Annotated in this window: 17 protein-coding genes; 11 read left to right on the top strand and 6 right to left on the bottom strand. The window is 66.4% G+C overall.

All coding sequences use genetic code 11. From position 1 onward, the window contains the following. Nucleotides 1–76 precede the first annotated feature (76 nt). The gene (locus BLQ71_RS12570; RefSeq protein ID WP_074621961.1) at nucleotides 77–1,651 is read right to left on the bottom strand and encodes a DUF5928 domain-containing protein; all 1,575 of its coding nucleotides are present in this window, start codon (nucleotides 1,649–1,651) and stop codon (nucleotides 77–79) included. 130 nt (nucleotides 1,652–1,781) lie between these two features. Between BLQ71_RS12570 and BLQ71_RS12575 the strand changes: the two genes are divergently transcribed. Then, a complete protein-coding gene (locus BLQ71_RS12575; RefSeq protein WP_069210504.1) occupies nucleotides 1,782–2,600 on the top strand; it encodes a sulfotransferase family protein in 819 nt (272 codons plus the stop codon). Between the two features lie 17 nt (nucleotides 2,601–2,617). On the opposite strand, the gene rpiB is transcribed toward BLQ71_RS12575, so the two are convergent. Both rpiB and BLQ71_RS12585 read right to left on the bottom strand, forming a co-directional pair. After that, nucleotides 2,618–3,067, bottom strand: a complete 450-nt coding sequence (gene rpiB / locus BLQ71_RS12580) for a ribose 5-phosphate isomerase B (protein ID WP_074621962.1) — start codon at nucleotides 3,065–3,067, stop codon at nucleotides 2,618–2,620. Between the two features lie 91 nt (nucleotides 3,068–3,158). After that, nucleotides 3,159–3,737, bottom strand: a complete 579-nt coding sequence (locus tag BLQ71_RS12585; RefSeq protein WP_069210502.1) for a DUF1285 domain-containing protein — start codon at nucleotides 3,735–3,737, stop codon at nucleotides 3,159–3,161. A 69-nt stretch (nucleotides 3,738–3,806) separates the two neighbouring features. Here BLQ71_RS12585 and BLQ71_RS12590 point away from each other — a divergent pair, with 69 nt between their 5' ends. From BLQ71_RS12590 to BLQ71_RS12605, 4 genes are read left to right on the top strand one after another with little or no spacing between them, the layout of a single operon-like run. Continuing rightward, nucleotides 3,807–4,826 (top strand): AAA family ATPase, encoded by a 1,020-nt coding sequence (locus BLQ71_RS12590; protein ID WP_069210501.1) that lies wholly within the window; start codon nucleotides 3,807–3,809, stop codon nucleotides 4,824–4,826. Continuing rightward, nucleotides 4,823–5,701, top strand: coding sequence for a DUF58 domain-containing protein (locus BLQ71_RS12595; RefSeq protein WP_069210500.1), 879 nt, complete (start codon nucleotides 4,823–4,825; stop codon nucleotides 5,699–5,701). Before BLQ71_RS12590 ends, BLQ71_RS12595 begins: the two co-directional genes overlap by 4 nt. Next, nucleotides 5,698–8,460, top strand: coding sequence for a DUF4159 domain-containing protein (locus tag BLQ71_RS12600; RefSeq protein ID WP_074621963.1), 2,763 nt, complete (start codon nucleotides 5,698–5,700; stop codon nucleotides 8,458–8,460). The genes BLQ71_RS12595 and BLQ71_RS12600 overlap by 4 nt, the downstream gene beginning before the upstream one ends. 12 nt (nucleotides 8,461–8,472) lie before the next feature. Further along, entirely contained in the window at nucleotides 8,473–10,512 is a 2,040-nt protein-coding gene (locus BLQ71_RS12605; protein WP_074621964.1) for a glutamine amidotransferase, read from the top strand. Between the two features lie 33 nt (nucleotides 10,513–10,545). On the opposite strand, the gene BLQ71_RS12610 is transcribed toward BLQ71_RS12605, so the two are convergent. The 3 genes from BLQ71_RS12610 to BLQ71_RS12620 all read right to left on the bottom strand — a co-directional run bounded on the left by BLQ71_RS12610 (nucleotide 10,546) and on the right by BLQ71_RS12620 (nucleotide 12,090). Beyond that, nucleotides 10,546–10,893: a hypothetical protein gene (locus BLQ71_RS12610; RefSeq protein WP_074621965.1), complete on the bottom strand. Its 348-nt coding sequence runs from the start codon at nucleotides 10,891–10,893 to the stop codon at nucleotides 10,546–10,548. 79 nt (nucleotides 10,894–10,972) lie between these two features. Then, on the bottom strand, nucleotides 10,973–11,680 hold the full coding sequence (locus BLQ71_RS12615) for a DUF599 domain-containing protein (RefSeq protein ID WP_074621966.1): 708 nt from the start codon (nucleotides 11,678–11,680) through the stop codon (nucleotides 10,973–10,975). Continuing rightward, entirely contained in the window at nucleotides 11,680–12,090 is a 411-nt protein-coding gene (locus tag BLQ71_RS12620; protein WP_074621967.1) for a CopD family protein, read from the bottom strand. Before BLQ71_RS12620 ends, BLQ71_RS12615 begins: the two co-directional genes overlap by 1 nt. Nucleotides 12,091–12,227: 137 nt before the next feature. Here BLQ71_RS12620 and BLQ71_RS12625 point away from each other — a divergent pair, with 137 nt between their 5' ends. The 6 genes from BLQ71_RS12625 to BLQ71_RS12650 all read left to right on the top strand — a co-directional run bounded on the left by BLQ71_RS12625 (nucleotide 12,228) and on the right by BLQ71_RS12650 (nucleotide 17,977). Next, entirely contained in the window at nucleotides 12,228–13,676 is a 1,449-nt protein-coding gene (locus BLQ71_RS12625; protein WP_074621968.1) for an FAD-linked oxidase C-terminal domain-containing protein, read from the top strand. Between the two features lie 63 nt (nucleotides 13,677–13,739). Beyond that, nucleotides 13,740–14,870, top strand: coding sequence for an FAD-binding protein (locus BLQ71_RS12630; RefSeq protein WP_074621969.1), 1,131 nt, complete (start codon nucleotides 13,740–13,742; stop codon nucleotides 14,868–14,870). Continuing rightward, nucleotides 14,870–15,208, top strand: coding sequence for a hypothetical protein (locus tag BLQ71_RS12635; RefSeq protein WP_074621970.1), 339 nt, complete (start codon nucleotides 14,870–14,872; stop codon nucleotides 15,206–15,208). Before BLQ71_RS12630 ends, BLQ71_RS12635 begins: the two co-directional genes overlap by 1 nt. A 1-nt stretch (nucleotide 15,209) precedes the next feature. Beyond that, complete coding sequence (gene glcF, locus BLQ71_RS12640) at nucleotides 15,210–16,493, top strand: glycolate oxidase subunit GlcF (protein ID WP_074621971.1); 1,284 nt, start codon at nucleotides 15,210–15,212, stop codon at nucleotides 16,491–16,493. An 86-nt stretch (nucleotides 16,494–16,579) separates the two neighbouring features. Beyond that, the gene (locus BLQ71_RS12645) at nucleotides 16,580–17,368 is read left to right on the top strand and encodes a trypsin-like serine peptidase (RefSeq protein ID WP_379862583.1); all 789 of its coding nucleotides are present in this window, start codon (nucleotides 16,580–16,582) and stop codon (nucleotides 17,366–17,368) included. A 135-nt stretch (nucleotides 17,369–17,503) separates the two neighbouring features. After that, the gene (locus BLQ71_RS12650; RefSeq protein ID WP_043140388.1) at nucleotides 17,504–17,977 is read left to right on the top strand and encodes an Hsp20 family protein; all 474 of its coding nucleotides are present in this window, start codon (nucleotides 17,504–17,506) and stop codon (nucleotides 17,975–17,977) included. Nucleotides 17,978–17,991: the final 14 nt, after the last annotated feature.

Consider the following 17,991-nt stretch of genomic DNA (forward strand, 5'->3'; position numbering starts at 1 on the left):
GTCAGGGGCGCGGACCTTGCCCTTGGCATAGCCGCTGCGGCTGGGAACGCCACCGCTTTCTTGGCACGCGGGCGGCTCAATCCGCGAAAAGTTGATCCAGCGCCACGATCTCCTGCGCGACACTTGCGGGCACCGAAAGGAAGCCGGCCAGGGCCTGGGCATGGACCTCTCGCGGGTCGATCTCGCGCAGGCGCAGGTGATTATCGAACTTGGCGTCGCGGATGCGGTCGCTTTCGTGCAGCAGGTCGTTGCGCACGGTGGGCAACAGCCGCGCCAGCGTCTCGGGCGGGGTGCGTTCCCCGGCCAGCCCCGAGCGCATGGCATGGCCGGCCAGGTAATCGTCCGAGAAGTGGCACTCGATCTCCAGCATGCGGGTCTGCGCCCGGTCGCGACCGAAATCCTCCAGCAGGTCGAGGTTGGCCGGATCCATGCAGATCACCAGCCGGTCGGTCTCGTAGTAGTCGTACAGCATCCGCATCAGGGCCCGACGGTGGCGATGCCGCTTGGACATGGTGGACTGGATGCCGCCGAGGTCCGGCAAGGGGCAGTTGTCTTCGTTGAACAGGTACTCGATGCAGGGAATGTTCGTCATCTGGCGGATACGGTCGGTCAGCCGCTTGGCGACGTGCCATTTCTTGCAGATCACGATCAGCAGTTCGCGTTCGCGCCCCAGGCTGCTTTCGGTCTCCCAGAAACGGGGCGCGAACCGACGTCCCGTCCGGCCCCGTTCGGTCAGGAAGCGATACAGCGACCGCCCCTCGTTCGAGACCTGGAACCGCGCCGTTTCGGCGGCATAGAGCACGCCCAGTCGGCGGCGCAGTTCTGTCGCCTCGGGGCTGATCTTGCGCGCGAACAGGTAGTCCTGGCTCAGCAGCAGATCATAGTGATCGTTGTAGAAATTCACCGGCATCCCGTAGTCGGTGAACAGCAGGAAGGTCAGCGTGCGGCTCTCGATCTCCTGCTCGGGCACGAGATGGCGCACGAGGGTCTGAAAGAAGGTTTCATCCGGGATCCAGGTGCTGGCGAAAAAGCGCACCACGTCGCGGCGCGTCTTCACGAAATCAAAGATCCATTCGATCGTGCGGCGGCGCAGGCACCACCACTGGCTGCCGATCATGACCTCGATGTCGTCCGGGATCTTTCGCGTCAGGCCCAATCGCTTCTGCGCCTCGAACATCGCGTAGAACCGGCGTTTCTGGGTGCGTTCGTTGAACCAGTGACGGTAGATCAGGCGCTCTTCCTTCCAGCCGGTCTTGATCCAGTCCGACTGGAAGTAATCAAAGCTCTCGATGTAGTCGCATTCGCGGCGGTCCAGAAAGGCATGGGCGTATTCGGCGGACTTGATCGCCAAGCAATCGCCCGAGACCATGTAGAAATGCGTCGCACGCGGAAATGCGTCCACCGCAGCTTCGACCGCGTTCAGCGTGGCGCGCACCAGGCTCCATTCCCCCCAGCCGCATTTGATCCGCCGGGCGAAGGCCACGTTGGGATTGTCCTTGAGCGCGGTCTTGATGCGGGCAAAGTCCTGCGCCCCGGCGCGGGCATCGAAATGGATGGAAATGTAATCGCCCACGGCGGTCAGGCTCTGCGCCTGCTTGATGATGGCGTCAGGATCCTTGTGACACAAAAGGATGAAGGCAATTTTCGCCATCCAGAGAACCAATCGCCCCAATTTCGCCCGATTGTTTATGTTGATAGAGGTGAATTTCTGTTGAATAAACCTGCTTTGCGCGGATTTTCCGCAGCCGACCGCCACAGCAGGCGACAAAGGGACAAGACTGATGGGGTTTCCCGGCACCTGGATGACCGAGAGCGAAAGCGTCCTGTACCGCGTCGTGCCCAAGTGCGCCTGCTCGACGATCGGGCAGATCCTCTACTATTCGGACCACGGCACATTCTTCGACGGTGACATCCACGACGCCAAGCAGGGCCTGCACAAATGGGCGCAGGACCACAGCCAGCCGATCATCAGTGCCAACGTGAAGACGCGCAATTCCTACGCTTTCACCTGCGTGCGGAACCCCTATACCCGCGTCCTGTCCAGCTTTTTCGACAAGATCTGCGGCATCCAGCGCAACGGCAAGCGCTATCGCGGCAACATGGTCCCGCTGTTGATGCAGAAATACGGGGTCGAGGTGGGCGACCCGGAAAACGGGTTCGACTTCGACCAGGTGCGCAGTTTCCGCCGTTTCCTGCTGTTCGCGCGCGACACGATCCGCTGGCGCCGCCCGATGGAACCGGACATTCACTGGTCGGCCATGTCAGGCCATGTCGGCACCTTCATCGTGAACGGCGGGCGCTATGACCGCATCATCTGGACGGAAAAGTTCAACGAGGGGATGCAGGACGTGCTGGACCATATCCGGACGCCCCACACGGTCGACCTGACCGCGATCCCCCGATTCAACGAATCCGAGGGCCACGGTCCGAAACGTGCGCATCCGGTCGAGGACTACTTCGACGATCTGTCGATGCACCTGGTCAAGGAGATCTATGGCCGGGACTTCGACCTGTTCAAATACGATTTCGACAACCCGGGCAACAAGATGCCCATCGGCGAAATCGACCTGGACGAGGTGCACGCCAAGCTGGGCGACTGAGCGCCCAGCGCTGCATTTCAGGCCTCGAGCGCCTTGATCATGTCGACGCGGGTGCCGTGGCGGCCGCCCTCGAATTCCGTTTCAAGGAAGGCGTCGACGATCTCCAGCGCCAGCCCTTCACCCACGATGCGGGCGCCCAGCGACAGGATCTGCGCGTCATTGTGGGCACGGATCATGCGGGCGGAAAACGGATCGGCGCAGACGCCGCAGCGGATGCCCGGCACCTTGTTCGCGGCCATCATGATGCCCTGCCCGGTCCCGCACAGGATGATGCCCAGGGCGCAGTCGCCCGAGGCCACCTTGCGCGCCGCGGCGACACCATGTTCGGGATAGTGGGTGCTTTCGGGCGTTGTCGGGCCGATGTCCACCGCCTCCCAGCCCTTCGCCTCGATGTGCCGGGCGATGGCCTGCCGCAGGTCGATGGCGGCGTGGTCGCTGGAAAGGACGATGCGTTTGGTGTCGGTCATGGCGTCTGTGTTCCGTTTCCGGGGAATATCCTAGGTTCGCGGCAGCCTCTAGCATGACCCTCGCCCGCTGTCCCGCCGAAAGACGCCGGTCTCAGCCCAGTTCCTCGGACGGAATGATCGGAAAGAACTGACCCGAGGACCAGACCCCGAACCAGCCGTCGTGATGTGCGCCCAGGTCCACCAGCCGGTAAAAGCTCTTGCGGTCGATCAGCGCCTCGAGGTTGGCCCGGACCAGGACGTAGGGCGATGGCTCGCCCGTCTCGGGATCGCGTTCCACCCGGATCGGGTGATCCGGACCGGCGGCGGCATGATCGCCCACATGGGTTTCGAAGGTCAGGACCTGCGACTCGCCCTCACCCTCCGCCTCGAAATCGACGGCCACGAAAGGCGCGTCATCGACGGTGATCCCCACTTTCTCGACCGGAGTGACCAGAAAATAATCATCCCCATCCTTGCGCAGGATCGAGGAAAACAGGCGCACCAGCTCGAATCTGCCGATGGGCGTGCCAAGGTAGAACCAGGTCCCGTCCCGCGCGATACGCATGTCGAGATCGCCGCAAAAGGGCGGATTCCACTTGTGCACGGGCGGCAGGCCCTTGCCTTTTCGGGCCTCTCTGGCCGAGGCGGCAAGGCCGTCGGCAGACGGGGTCACGAGATTTTGTCCGCTCATAGTTTTTGCCATTCCCTTCCCAGTCGATACATACTTACCCAAAGAGATAGTATGCAATGGAGAGATGACATGTCCGATCACGCAGGCGCGGCCGAGGATCTGGTCGCCGAGATCGAGGCGCTCGAAGACAAGCTGGCCGAGGCCAAGCGGTCGATCACGGCGCGCTTCATCGGGCAGGAACGGGTCGTCGACCTGACCCTGTCGTCGCTCCTGTGCGGGGGGCATGCGCTGCTGATCGGCCTGCCGGGCCTTGGCAAGACCCGGCTGGTGGAAACCCTGTCGACGGTCATGGGGCTCAATGGCAACCGCGTGCAGTTCACGCCCGACCTGATGCCCGCCGACATCCTCGGCTCCGAAGTGCTGGAGACCGGCGCCAACGGCGAGCGGACCTTCAAGTTCATCGAAGGCCCGATCTTCTGCCAGCTGCTGATGGCCGACGAGATCAACCGCGCCTCGCCCCGGACGCAGTCGGCGCTGTTGCAGGCGATGCAGGAAAAGCAGGTGACGGTCGCCGGGCAGACCCGCTCGCTCGAGGCACCGTTCCACGTCCTCGCCACGCAGAACCCGATCGAACAGGAAGGCACCTATCCGCTGCCCGAGGCGCAGCTTGACCGGTTCCTTGTCCAGATCGACGTGGCCTACCCGGATCGCGGCACGGAAAAGGACATCCTGTTGGCGACAACCGGCACCGAAGAGGCACAGTCGCACCAGGTCTTCACCGGCGAGGAGCTGATCGCCGCACAGACACTTCTGCGCCGGATGCCCGTGGGCGATGCGGTGGTCGAGATGATCCTGGACCTCGTGCGCGCCTTCCGCCCCTCTGATCCCTCCTCGCCCGAGCGGGTCAGGGACATCGTCGCCTGGGGCCCCGGCCCGCGTGCCGCGCAGGCGCTGATGCTGACGGTGCGCGCCCGTGCCCTGCTGCAGGGCCGCCTGGCGCCTTCGCCCGAGGATGTGCTGGACATGGCCAAGCCGGTTCTGGTGCACCGCATGGCGCTGACCTTCTCGGCGCGTGCGCGCGGTGAGGACCTTGGCGCGTTGATCGACGAAGTCGCTGCAGGGTTGCGCCGGACCGAGGCCGCGGCGTGACAGCCACCGTTGCCCATCTGCGCACCCGCGCCCAGGAAGAGGCCGGGCGTTTCCCGGCCCTGCTGGCGCGCGCCGAACATCTTGCCGGCACCGTCTTGCTGGGCGACCACGGCCGGCGGCGCGCCGGGCTTGGCGATGATTTCTGGCAATATCGCACGCTGCAACCCGGGGACAGCTATCGGTCCATCGACTGGCGCCGGTCGGCGCGCGGGGACGAGCAATTCGTGCGCGAGCGCGAATGGCAGATCGCGCAAAGCGTGCAGGTCTGGGTCGATCCCGGCGCCTCGATGCGCTTTTCCAGCCACAAGAACCTACCGACCAAGGCGGATCGCGCACGACTGGTGGCACTGGCTGCCTCTATCCTGCTGATCCGGGGCGGTGAACGCGTCGGCCTGACCGGCTGGCGCCTGCCGCCGCGCCGGGGCGACATGCAGACCCTGCGCCTGGCCGAGATGTTTTCCGAGGACGGCGAGGACGACTACGCCGAACCAGAGGCACGCGGCATGCTGCCGAATGCCAAGGCGCTGTTCGTGTCGGATTTCCTGGGCGACGTCGAACCGGTCGAGGCGGCGCTGACCAAGGCCGCGGACCGCGGCGTCCGCGGTGTCCTGTTGCAGGTGCTGGACCCGACGGAAGAGGCCTTTCCCTTTGACGGCCGCACGATCTTTGAAAGCATGAACCAGACCATGCGGCATGAAACGCTCAAGGCCGGCGACCTGCGCGAGACCTATCTGCAGCGGCTGGCCGAGCGCAAGGCGCGGCTGGACGCGATCTGTCGGCTGACCGGCTGGCAGCACTTTACCCATCACACGGACCAGACCGCGCAATCGGCCCTTCTCTGGGTCTATCGCGCGCTGGACGGGAGCCACGGATGACGCTTTTCGGCCTGATCGGTTTCACGACGCCCTGGCTCTTGCTGGGGCTGCTTGCCCTGCCCATCCTCTGGATCATCCTGCGGGCGGTGCCGCCTGCGCCGATCCGGCGGATGTTCCCGGGTGTTGTCCTGCTCCTGGGTCTCAAGGATGAGGAACAGGTGACGGACCGCACCCCCTGGTGGCTGTTGCTGCTGCGGATGCTGGCGGTGGCGGCGGTGATCGTGGGACTGTCCGGGCCGGTGCTGAACCCCGACAACGACACCGAGGCAGCGGGCGACGGGCCCTTGCTGGTGGTGATGGATGCCAGCTGGGCCTCTGCCGCCGACTGGCGCGGGCGGATGATCGCGCTGGATGGCTTGCTGGCCGAGGCGGGGCGCGATGCGCGGCCCGTGGCGGTGATGCGCCTGACCGATCCCGAACAGGTCCAATTCCTCAGCGCCGACGTGCTGCGCACGCGGCTGTCCGGCATCCTGCCCGAACCCTGGCAGCCCAGCGGTGACAACATCGCCCGCGCCATCGAACTGCTGCCCGAGGACGGCTTCGACACTTACTGGATGTCCGATGCCCTGGCCCGCGAAGGCCGCGAGGATCTGCTGGCCACGCTGGAAGCGCGTGGCCGCGTGACCGTCTTCGAGGCACCCCGCACGTTGTATGCGCTGGAACCGGCCCAGATCTCCGAGGGCAACCTGCTGATCACCGCGCGCCGCCTGCGCGAAGGCCCCGAGGCCGAGGTGGTGCTGGCGGGGCATGGCAAGGACCCGGCGGGCAACCCCGCCGTGCTGACCCGCAACACGCTGACCTTCGAGGCCGGGATGATGGAATCGATCACCGAGATCGCCCTGCCCGCCGAGTTGCGCGCCCGCATCGAACGGTTCGAGATCGAGGGCGCCCGCAGCGCCGGGGCCGTCACCCTGCCGGACGACAGCCTGCGCCGCCGCGAGGTCGCCCTGATCGCGGGCGCGACCGACCGCGAGGGGCTGGAGCTGCTGTCGCCGCTGCACTACCTGGAAAAGGCGCTGGAGCCGACCGCCGACCTGCTGGACGGCGCCCTGCTGGACATCCTGCCCGCCAACCCGGACGTCATCATCCTGGCCGACGTGGCCACCCTGTCGCCCGCCGAGGAAGAAGCCGTGCTGGAGTGGCTGGAGAAGGGCGGGATGCTGCTGCGCTTTGCCGGGCCAAAGCTGGCCGCCTCGGACATCAGCCGCGACCTTGAAGATCCCCTGATGCCCGTGCGCCTGCGCGCCGGGGGCCGTACCGTGGGCGGCGCGATGAGCTGGGGGGAACCCAAGGCGCTGGCGCCCTTCACCGAGGAAAGCCCGTTTTTCGGCTTGGAGATCCCCGACGATGTGACCGTGAACAGCCAGGTCATGGCGCAGCCAGATCCGACGCTGGCGGCGCGCGTGGTCGCGCAGCTGTCCGATGGCACGCCGCTGGTGACGCGCAAATCCGTGGGACAGGGCCAGGTGGTGCTGTTCCATGTCACCGCCAATGCCGAATGGTCATCGCTGCCGCTCTCCGGCCTCTTCGTGCAGATGCTGGAACGGCTGGCCGTGTCCTCTGCCGCAGCCCAGCCCGAGATCGAGGACATGGAGGGCACCGTCTGGCAGCCGATCCGCGTTCTGGATGCCTTTGGCCGCCCGCGCGAGGCCAGCACCCTGCCCGGCGTCGATGGCCCGGATCTTGTCGCCGCGCCCCTGGGGCCGGACCTGCGCCCCGGCGTCTACCAGGGCGAGGACCGCAGCCTGGCGCGCAACGTCGTCACCATCGACATGGAGCTGACCCCGATGATCTGGCCCGAACGCATCCCGGTCGAGGGCATCGTTCAACCGCAGGAGAAACCTCTGGCGGGCTGGCTGCTGGCCACCGCCATCGCGCTGCTGCTGGCGGATGTGATCGCCTCTCTGGCGCTTTCGGGGCGGCTGCGGGGCACGGTGTCCGCCGGGATCGTGCTGGGCGCGCTGATGCTGGCTCCGCAGCACGGGCAGGCTCAGACGGCAGAGGATCGCGCGGCCATCGCCGCCGCAACGGAAGTCGTTCTGGCCTATGTCCTGACCGGCGACAGCCGCATCGACGACCTGTCAGAGGCCGGGCTGCGCGGATTGTCCGACACGCTGTACTTTCGCACCTCGGTCGAACCGAACCCGCCGGTGGGCGTCGACCTGGAGTCCGACGAACTGGCCTTTTACCCGATGCTCTACTGGCCGATCACCGCCGATCAGCCGACCCCCTCGCGTGAGGCCTATGCCAAGCTGAACACCTACCTGCGCACCGGTGGCATGATCGTCTTTGACACTCGCGACGCGGATATCGCCGGCTTCGGCGCCGCGACTCCGCAGGGCCGCAAGCTGCAGCAACTGGCCGCGCCGTTGGACATTCCCCCACTGGAACCGGTGCCCGAGGACCACGTCCTGACCCGCACATTCTACCTGCTGCAGGATTTCCCCGGCCGTTACGCCGGCCGCGAGGTCTGGGTCGAGGCCGCTCCGCCGGACGCGGAACTGATCGAGGGCATGCCCTTTCGCGACCTCAACGACAACGTGACCCCGGTGGTCATTGGCGGCAACGACTGGGCCGCCGCCTGGGCGATGGATGGCAACGGCAACCCCCTGGTGCCGATCGGCAGCGGCTTTACCGGGGAACGCCAGCGCGAGATCGCCTATCGGTTCGGCGTGAACCTCGTGATGCACGTCCTGACCGGCAACTACAAATCCGACCAGGTCCATGTCCCCGCCCTGCTGGACCGCCTGGGCCAATAAGCGAGAGCAGAGATGAACGGACAGATTGTATTCGACCCGCTGCTCCCCTGGGCGGCGATTGCCATACTGGCGGCGCTGGCGCTGCTGGGCACGGGCCTGGCGCTGTGGCGCGGTCTGTCGGGCTGGGCGCTGCGTTTCCTTGCCGGTGTGATCCTCGTGGGCGCACTGGCGCAACCCTCCTACCAGGTCGAGGACCGCGCGCCGCTCTCGGACATCGTGCTGATGCTGGTGGACGAAACCGCCTCGCAGCAACTGGCCGAACGCGCGGACATCACCACCGAGGCCGCCGCGCGGCTGGAGGCCCAGCTTGACGCGCGCCCCAACACCGAGGTGCGCCGCATTCCGGTCCCGGATGGCGAAGGCGACGCCGGCACGCTGTTGATGACGGCCCTGTCCAATGCGCTGGCCGAGGAACCGCGCGGGCGCATCGCCGGTATCCTGCTGCTATCGGATGGCCGCCTGCACGACCTTGAACGCGCGCCTGACCTGCCCGCGCCCATGCACCTGCTGATGACCGGCAAGGAAAACGACTGGGACCGGCGCCTGGTCGTGCGCAACGCGCCGTCCTTTGCCATCCTGGGCGAGGAGGTCGAACTGACCTTGCGGATCGAGGACAACGGCGCCGCGCCCGGCGACACCCGCACCGATATCCTGATCTCGGTCGACGGCGACGAGGCGGACCGCTTTACCGTGCCGATCGGCGAGGACCTGACCCTGCCGATCACTCTGCCCCACGGCGGGCTGAACGTGATCGAGTTCACCGTGCCCGAGGCGGATGGAGAGCTGACCGACCGCAACAACAAGGCGCTGATCCAGATCAATGGCGTGCGCGACCGGCTGCGCGTGCTGCTGGTTTCGGGCGAACCGCACGCGGGCGGGCGCACCTGGCGCAACCTGCTGAAATCTGACTCCTCCGTCGACCTGGTGCATTTCACCATCCTGCGGCCGCCGGAAAAGCAGGACGGCGTGCCGGTCAACGAACTGTCGCTGATCGCCTTCCCGACGCGAGAGCTGTTCCTCGACAAGATCGACGATTTCGACCTGATCATCTTCGACCGCTACAAGAGGCGCGGCATCCTGCCCGCCATCTACCTCGACAACGTGCGCAACTACGTCGAAAAGGGCGGCGCCGTGCTGGTCGCCGCGGGGCCGGATTTCGCCTCGGCGGATTCGATCTACCGCTCGCCGCTGGCGGACATCCTGCCGGCGGAACCGACCGCGCGGGTGGTCGACCAGGGCTACAAGCCCGCCGTGACCGACCTGGGCCAGCGTCACCCGGTGACATCGGGCCTGTCCGGCGCGGATGACTGGGGCCGCTGGCTGCGCCAGATCGAGGTGCAGCCGATCAAGGGCGACGTGGTCATGTCCGGCGTGGACGACCGCCCCCTGCTGGTGCTGGACCGCGTGGGCGAGGGGCGCGTGGCGCTGCTGGCCTCGGACCAGGCCTGGCTGTGGAGCCGGGGCTACGAGGGCGGCGGGCCGCAACTGGACCTGCTGCGGCGGCTGGCGCACTGGATGATGAAGGAACCCGAACTGGAGGAAGAGGCGCTCTGGGCCGAACCTGCCGGGCAAAGCATGCGCATCGTGCGCCGCACCCTTAACGAGTTCGTGGGCGACGTGACCGTGACAACGCCCGATGGCGACGAGGTGCAGGTGCCGCTGGAAGAGGTCAGCCCGGGCCGTTACGAGGCGATCTACGACGGGCCTCAGATCGGTCTCTACCGGCTGGAGGAAAACGCGCTGTCGGCGGTGGTGGGGCTTGGCCCCTCGGCGCCACGCGAGTTTGTCCAGACCATCACATCCGGCGCAGCGCTGGCGCCGATCATCGACGAGATGCGCGGCGGCATCATGCGGCTGGAAGAGGGGCTGCCTTCGATCCGCGAGGTGCGTGCCGGGCGGCCTGCCGCCGGACGCGGCTGGATCGGGCTGACCCCGCGCGAGGCCTACGAGACGCTGGATGTCCGCCAGACCCCGCTGGCGCCGGAGTGGCTGGTTCTGCTGCTGGCTGCCGGGCTGATCGTCGGCGCCTGGATGCGCGAAGGGCGGAGTTGAAGCCGCTGGCAGGGCGGCGGGGTGACCCCCGCCCTACGGCAGCGAAAAGGGCACGGCTTCGGCAGACCAGCCGTCCACCGAACATTTCGCCCGGATCATGACTCGGGCCGCACCCTCGGGGAGAACGATGCCGGACTGCGAGCGCGTAAAGGGCTGTTCGTTCACATGCGGATGCAACAACTCCCGAGTCCCCAGGACCGTGCCGTCCGGCAGTTCCACGCGCCAGCCGTCGGCATAGTGATCCCAGCCGGTGTCCGGGTGAGAGAGCGTGACGGAAAACCGCCAGTTGTCGCCGCTGCGCCCTGCTTCGACGCGGTCAATCTGCGGCGGGTCGGCAAGCGCGGGGGCGGCGAAGAAAAGGAAGGCTGCGAGGTGTCTCATGCGTTCAGCCTAGCAGCCCTGCACCGCCCTGTGGATCACGAAGCGCGGAGGGCGGTCCCGGATCGGGGCCGGGATCGGGTCATTCCATGTTGTCGCTGTCTTCCAGCAGGACCTCGCGCGAGCCGGAGGCAAACTCGCGCCGCAGGATGACCGCAAGCGTGATCAGCGTGGCCAGGATCAGGGCCGCCGCCCCGATCAGCCAGGCCGCCGAGGCAATCCCGAAATAGACCGAGCGCAGCCCGCGATTGTAGCTGCGCGCGCCGGTGACATTGATTTCTCCCGCCTTGCGGGCGCGTGGATAGGCCGCCGGATGATCGGCCTCGTTCGGGACCGCCGCCATGAGGATCGAGGCATAGCCGAACAGCCGGTGTGACCAGACGAATTTCAGAAAGGCATTGGCGGCAAAGAACATCATCAGCATCAGCTTGATTTCCAGCACCACCACCGGATCGACCGAAGGCGCCAGGTCCTGCGCCACCCCGCGCAGCCGGTCGGCATTGCCGATCAGGGCGAACCCACCACCGATGGCGATCATGCTGGCCGAGGCGAAAAATGCCGTGCCCTGGCGCAGGCTGCCGACGATCTGCGAATCGAAGATGCGCGGATCGCGGGTGACAAAGACCTCCATCCAGGCCCGGCGATAGCCGGCCATCAGGACAGAGGTGGAGGGCCGCCCCCGTGGCGGATGCTCGATGAACCAGGTCGCGCCAGCCCAGGCCAGGACCAGCAGCGCCAGCGCGCCAGCATCCCAGAGGGTGAACCCGGCGCGCAGCGTCTCCCAGGTCATCAGAAGGGCTGCGCCACGACGACCCAGAGGATCGCGATGGTGCCGATCACGCTGACCTCGTTGAAGATGCGCAGGTACATGTCGCTTTCGGTGAAGATGCCCCGCTGTGCCCTACGCACCAGCCGCCCGGTCCAGAGGTAATGCGCCGCCAGCAGCACGACCAGCGTGGCCTTGAGGTGCAGCCAGGCGGGCCAGCCCAGCCAGGTCCCGTACCAGACGCCGGTGATGATGGCGATCACGCCCAGGCCAAAGGAAAACCGATAGAGCCGGAACGTCAGGTCGCCCAGCGGTCCGTTTTCGCCCAGCCGCGCGTGCTCACGCTTCCAGTAGATGATCGCGCGCGGCACGGCAAAGATGGAGGTCATCCAGCCCATGACGCAAAGAATATGAATGATCTTGACCCAACTCATGCGCGCACCTGACCCTGTGGCAGCGAAAATGGCAAGATGCCGCGCTGCCGACCCGTGATTCCCTGTGGCGCGCAGGGGTTTTTGGTTATATCTTCTTACCAATTGCCCCGATGCCGCTGTGCCCGAGGAGACCCGAAATGCAGATGCCAGAGCCGAACCCCGCCATCCTGGCCAAGAAGGCGCGGATCGTCGAGCGGTTGCGCAGCGTATTGCCCGCCGACGCGGTGATCGAGGACGAGATGGAGACGCGCGCCTATGAATGCGACGCGCTGACCGCCTACCGCTGTCCGCCGCTGGCCGCTGTGCTCCCCTCCTCGACCGAAGAGGTCGCCGCCGTGCTGAAGATCTGCCACGAGGAAGGCGTGCCCGTGGTGCCGCGGGGTTCGGGCACCTCGCTGGCGGGGGGCGCGCTGCCGACGGCGGATTCGGTGATCCTGGGCGTGGCGCGGATGAACGAGGTGCTGGAGGTGGATTACGCCGACCGCATCATCCGGGTGCAGACCGGGCGCACCAACCTGAGCGTGACCAGCGCGGTGGAGGAAGAGGATTTCTTTTACGCCCCCGACCCCTCGTCGCAGTTGGCCTGCGCGATTGCCGGGAATATCGCCATGAACTCGGGCGGGGCGCATTGCCTGAAATACGGCGTGACGACGAACAACCTGCTGGGCGTGACCCTGGTGCAGATGGACGGCACGGTGGTCGAGATCGGCGGGGCGCATCTGGATGCGGGCGGGCTGGACCTGCTGGGGCTGATCTGCGGCAGCGAGGGGCAGCTTGGCGTCGTGACCGAGGCGACTCTGCGCATCCTGCGCAAGCCCGAGGGCGCGCGGCCGGTGCTGATGGGATTCGACTCGAACGAGGTGGCGGGCGAATGCGTCAGTGACATCATCAAGGCGGGCGTCCTGCCGGTGGCGATCGAGTTCATGGACCGCCCCTGCATCCGTGCAACCGAGGATTTCGCCAAGGCGGGCTACCCGGACTGCGAGGCCCTGCTGATCGTCGAGGTCGAGGGCAGCGCGGCCGAGATCGACGAGCAGCTTGGCCTGATCCTGCAAATCGCCCGGCGCCACAACCCGGTGGAATTGCGCGAGGCGCAGAGCGCCGACGAGGCGGCCCGGATCTGGCTGGGCCGGAAATCCGCCTTTGGCGCGATGGGCAACATCAACGACTACATGTGCCTGGACGGCACGATTCCGGTCAATGAACTGCCCTACGTCCTGCGCCGCATCGGCGAGATGTCCAGGGAATTCGGCCTGGACGTCGCCAACGTGTTTCACGCCGGCGACGGCAACATGCACCCGCTGATCCTGTTCAACGCCAATGAACCGGGGCAGCTGGAGACCTGCGAGGCCTTCGGGGCGGAGATCCTGAAACTGTGTGTCGAGGTCGGCGGCTGCCTGACCGGCGAACATGGCGTGGGCATCGAGAAGCGCGACCTGATGGTGGACCAATACGATCCGATCGACCTGGAAGCGCAGATGGCGGTCAAGGACGTCTTTGACCCGGCCTGGCTGTTGAACCCGGCCAAGGTGTTTCCGCTGACCGCGTCGGAAAGACGGCGGAGCGTCGCGCTGGCGGCGGAGTGAGGGAGTGGGGCCAGCCCCACACCCCGGAGTATTTTTACCAAGAAGAAGCCAGGAGCGTGGCGCATGAGACCAGAGAGCGAAGCAGACCTGGCCGAGGTGATCGGAAGCGCCAGCGACCCCTTTCACATTCGCGGCGGCGGGACGCGGGCCGTGGGCGTGACCAGCGCGGCGGCGGTTCTGGAGACGGGTGGCCTGTCGGGTGTCTCGCTTTACGAGCCGGGCGCGCTGACGCTGGTGGCGCGCGCAGGCACGCCGCTGGCCGAGATCGAAGGCGCGCTGGCGGCGGAGGGGCAGCGCCTGGCCTTTGAGCCGATGGATCATCGCGGGCTGCTGGGGACGTCCGGCGAGCCGACGATTGGCGGCGTGGTGGCGGCCAATGTCAGCGGACCGCGCCGGGTGCAGGCGGGTGCGGCGCGGGATTTCCTGCTGGGTGTGCGGTTCGTCGATGGCGCCGGGCAGGTGGTCAAGAACGGCGGCCGCGTTATGAAGAATGTCACCGGCTATGATCTGGTCAAATTGATGTGCGGCAGCTGGGGCACCCTTGGAGTGCTGACCGAGGTCAGCCTCAAGGTGCTGCCGGTGCCGGAAACCGCCGCCTGCCTTATGATCGACGGGCTGGACGAGGCAGGCGCGCAGGAGGTGATGAGCCGGGCACTGACCTCGCCTTACGAGGTGACGGGCGCGGCCCATGCGCCGGGCGGGCCGGGCGAGCAGCCTTTGACCCTGTTGCGGTTGGAGGGATTTGCCGGGTCGGTCGCCTATCGCACCGGGCGGTTGCAGGAGATGCTCACGAACCTTTCCGTCCGGGTCGAGACGGACCCGGAGCGGGTTGCCGCGCTCTGGCGCTGGGTGCGGGACGTGGAGATCATGCAGGGCACCGGCGGCGATGTCTGGAAGTTCTCCGTCCGGCCCAGCGAGGCGCCGGGGCTGGTGGCCCGCTTGCGCGCGTCGCATCCGGTCGAACGCGTGCTGTACGACTGGGGTGGCGGGTTGATCTGGGTGGAAAGCGCACCCGGCACCGACCTGCGGCCCAAGGGGCTTCAAGGGCATGCGACGCTGATCCGCGCCTCGGAACAGACGCGGCTGGAGCTGCCGGTGTTCCAGCCGGAACCGACCGCCGTGGCGGCGCTGAGCGCGGGCATCCGTGCCCGGTTCGATCCGCGCGGCATGCTGAACCCGGGGATCATGGCCTGATGGCCAATCCGGCCCTGGTCCTCTTTGTCATGGGCTTTGTCGCGGCGCCCTTGCTGGGCGCGGTGCTGTTTCAACTGCCCAACACCCTGGGCGCGCTGATCGGGCTGGCGCTGGCGGTCTTCCTGGCCTCGGCACTGGCGCTGTACCTGCGGGAAAGGTCGGCCCTGGCCTCGCTGGCCGCGCTCTGGACCGGCTGGGTGCTGGCGGTGGTCATGGTGGCGCAGGCCCTGAGGCGACGGCTGCCCGGTGCGGCGAACAGCCGATGGACGAAACGCGGCGCGCTGCTGGCCTGCGCGCTCCCCTGGTTTGGCCTTGCCCTGGCCCAGATGATGGACTGACATGCAGACGAATTTCACCGAAGAGCAACTGAAGGACGCGGGCACCGCGCGCGCCAACCAGATCCTGCGCAGCTGCGTGCATTGCGGGTTCTGCACCGCGACTTGTCCCACCTACCAGGTGCTGGGCGACGAGTTGGACAGCCCGCGTGGCCGCATCTACCTGATCAAGGACATGCTGGAAAACGAGCGTGTACCGGACAAGAAGACCGTCAAGCACATCGACCGCTGCCTGTCCTGTCTGGCCTGCATGACGACCTGCCCGTCGGGTGTGCATTACATGCACCTGGTCGACCACGCGCGCGATTATATCGAGAAACACTATGACCGGCCCTGGCACGACAAGGCGCTGCGCTGGCTGCTGGCGCGCATCCTGCCCTACCCGGGCCGGTTCCGGCTGGCGCTGCTGGCGGCGAAGATCGGCAAGCCCCTGCGCGGGATTCTACCTGACGCGCGGCTGCGCGCCATGCTGGACATGGCGCCCGACAGGATCCCGCCAGTCAGCCGCAACGATGATCCGCAGAGTTTCGCGCCCAAGGCGGAAAGGCGGATGCGCGTGGCGCTGATGACCGGCTGCGCCCAGAAGGCGCTGAACACGGACATCAACGATGCCACAATCCGCCTGCTGACCCGGCTGGGCTGCGAGGTGGTAGTGGCGAAAGGTGCCGGCTGTTGCGGGGCGTTGACGCATCACATGGGAAAGACCGGCGAAAGCCACGCGACGGCGGCGAAGAACATCCGCGCCTGGACGGACGAGATGGACGGAGAGGGGCTGGACGCCATCGTCATCAACACCTCTGGCTGCGGCACAACGGTCAAGGATTACGGCCACATGTTCGCGCAGGATGCGCTGGCCGATGACGCGGCGCGGGTGGCGGGGATCGCCCTGGACATCAGCGAGCTGCTGACCCGGCTGGAAATCCCCGAGGGTGAGACAAAGGGCCTGCGGGTGGCCTATCACGCCGCCTGTTCTCTGCAGCATGGGCAAAAGGTCAAGACAGCGCCCAAGGACCTGCTGAAACGCGCGGGTTTCGAGGTGGTGGAACCGGCCGACAGCCACCTGTGCTGTGGCAGCGCGGGCACCTACAACCTGATGCAGCCCGAAATCTCGGCCAAGCTGAAAGACCGCAAGGTGCGCACGCTGGAGGCCAAGAAGCCGGAGGTCATCGCCGCCGGGAACATCGGCTGCATGATGCAGATCGGCAGCGGCACCGAGGTGCCCGTGGTGCATACTGTCGAACTGCTGGACTGGGCGACCGGGGGGCCGAAACCGCGATCGTTGACCTGACAAGAACAGTCTGTAATTGCGGCGTCTTTGCCTCAATTTTGCCCAGATGCCGTGCAAATTTATGTCCAAAAGTATAGGACGGTTCAGTGCGGCTCTTTTTGGTTTTCTCTCTCTGGCTGCTGGGCACCTCTGCGGGGGCCCAGGGTCTTTTCAGCATGGAAACGGCCGAGGACGGCCGCGGATGGGAGGCGGTCGGACGGATCGAGATCGCCGGCAGCGCCTTTTGCACAGGTGCGTTGATTGCGCCCCGGCTGGTGCTGACGGCGGCGCATTGCCTTTATGATCCCGATACCGGCAACCGCGTCTCGGTCGAGGATATGCAGTTCCTGGCCGGATGGCGCAACGGGCGAGCGGCGGCCTACCGGCTGGTGCGCAAGGCGGTGCCGCATCCGGATTTCGTCTATGGCGCACAGGCCAGCACGGACCGTGTTCGCCACGACCTTGCGCTGATCGAGTTGCAGCACCCGATCCGCAACACCACGATCACGCCCTTTGCCGTCGGCCCCGGCCCGTCCAAGGGCGAAGAGGTGGGCGTCGTTTCCTATGCCCGCGACCGGTCCGAGGCGCCGTCCTTGCAGGAAACCTGCGAGGTTCTGGCGCGGCAGGACGGGATGCTGGTGCTCTCCTGCGTGGTGGATTTCGGCGCCTCCGGTTCTCCGGTCTTCCGGTTGCAGGACGGGGTGGCACAGATCGTTTCCGTGGTCTCGTCCAAGGCGCAGGCCAACGGCAAACCCGTGGCCCTGGCCAGCGGGCTGGGCGCGCCGCTGGACGCGCTGAAGAGCGCGCTGGCCGCCAACCGCGACCCCGGCGCGGGGCTGGACCGTCTGGCAGCCGGGGACCGGCGCGAAACTGGGGCGCGGTTCGTCCGGCCCTGAGGGTCTTGAAACCGCTCCGAACGCTCCCCAATTTCAATGTCACCGGGACGCCTATGACAGGGTTCCGGTGCTTTCGACGCCTGTCCCATGAGGGAAGGCGCACCACAGACAGGTATCGCTCAAACGGAGGATTCCATGCGACATTTCGATTTTGCCCCGCTCTACCGTGCCACTGTCGGGTTCGACCAGATTGCCGACCTGATGGACCGCGTTCTGGCCAGCGACACCGCGCAGCCGGGCTATCCCCCCTACAACATCGAAAAGACCGCCGATGACGCTTACCGCATCTCGATTGCCGTGGCCGGTTTCGCCGACGAGGACCTGTCGGTCGAGGTGAAGGAACAGGCGCTGGTGGTCTCGGCCCGCAAGGCCGACAACGATGAAGGCAAGTCCTACCTGCATCGCGGCATCGCGACCCGTGCCTTTGAACGCCGGTTCCACTTGGCCGATCACGTCCGGGTTCAGGGTGCGACGCATGAAAACGGCATGCTGCACATCGACCTGAAACGCGAAATTCCCGAGGCCCTGAAACCGCGGCGCATTGCAATCGCCCGGCCGGACGCCCAAATGGTAGAGAAGGACGTCGTTGACGCAGAAGCCGTCAACTGATCCCAAGACCCTCG

The organism is Antarctobacter albus, from assembly GCF_900101505.1.
GTDB lineage: Bacteria > Pseudomonadota > Alphaproteobacteria > Rhodobacterales > Rhodobacteraceae > Antarctobacter > Antarctobacter albus.

What these genes read in the sequence shown, in the direction of transcription:
- glcF (WP_074621971.1), top strand. Translation starts at nt 15,210, where the DNA reads ATGCAGACGAATTTCACCGAAGAGCAACTGAAGGACGCGGGCACCGCG.
- BLQ71_RS12630 (WP_074621969.1), top strand. Translation starts at nt 13,740, where the DNA reads ATGAGACCAGAGAGCGAAGCAGACCTGGCCGAGGTGATCGGAAGCGCC.
- BLQ71_RS12610 (WP_074621965.1), bottom strand. Translation starts at nt 10,893, where the DNA reads ATGAGACACCTCGCAGCCTTCCTTTTCTTCGCCGCCCCCGCGCTTGCC.
- BLQ71_RS12585 (WP_069210502.1), bottom strand. Translation starts at nt 3,737, where the DNA reads ATGAGCGGACAAAATCTCGTGACCCCGTCTGCCGACGGCCTTGCCGCC.
- BLQ71_RS12615 (WP_074621966.1), bottom strand. Translation starts at nt 11,680, where the DNA reads ATGACCTGGGAGACGCTGCGCGCCGGGTTCACCCTCTGGGATGCTGGC.
- BLQ71_RS12625 (WP_074621968.1), top strand. Translation starts at nt 12,228, where the DNA reads ATGCAGATGCCAGAGCCGAACCCCGCCATCCTGGCCAAGAAGGCGCGG.
- BLQ71_RS12650 (WP_043140388.1), top strand. Translation starts at nt 17,504, where the DNA reads ATGCGACATTTCGATTTTGCCCCGCTCTACCGTGCCACTGTCGGGTTC.
- BLQ71_RS12570 (WP_074621961.1), bottom strand. Translation starts at nt 1,651, where the DNA reads ATGGCGAAAATTGCCTTCATCCTTTTGTGTCACAAGGATCCTGACGCC.
- BLQ71_RS12620 (WP_074621967.1), bottom strand. Translation starts at nt 12,090, where the DNA reads ATGAGTTGGGTCAAGATCATTCATATTCTTTGCGTCATGGGCTGGATG.
- rpiB (WP_074621962.1), bottom strand. Translation starts at nt 3,067, where the DNA reads ATGACCGACACCAAACGCATCGTCCTTTCCAGCGACCACGCCGCCATC.
- BLQ71_RS12590 (WP_069210501.1), top strand. Translation starts at nt 3,807, where the DNA reads ATGTCCGATCACGCAGGCGCGGCCGAGGATCTGGTCGCCGAGATCGAG.
- BLQ71_RS12575 (WP_069210504.1), top strand. Translation starts at nt 1,782, where the DNA reads ATGGGGTTTCCCGGCACCTGGATGACCGAGAGCGAAAGCGTCCTGTAC.
- BLQ71_RS12635 (WP_074621970.1), top strand. Translation starts at nt 14,870, where the DNA reads ATGGCCAATCCGGCCCTGGTCCTCTTTGTCATGGGCTTTGTCGCGGCG.
- BLQ71_RS12605 (WP_074621964.1), top strand. Translation starts at nt 8,473, where the DNA reads ATGAACGGACAGATTGTATTCGACCCGCTGCTCCCCTGGGCGGCGATT.
- BLQ71_RS12600 (WP_074621963.1), top strand. Translation starts at nt 5,698, where the DNA reads ATGACGCTTTTCGGCCTGATCGGTTTCACGACGCCCTGGCTCTTGCTG.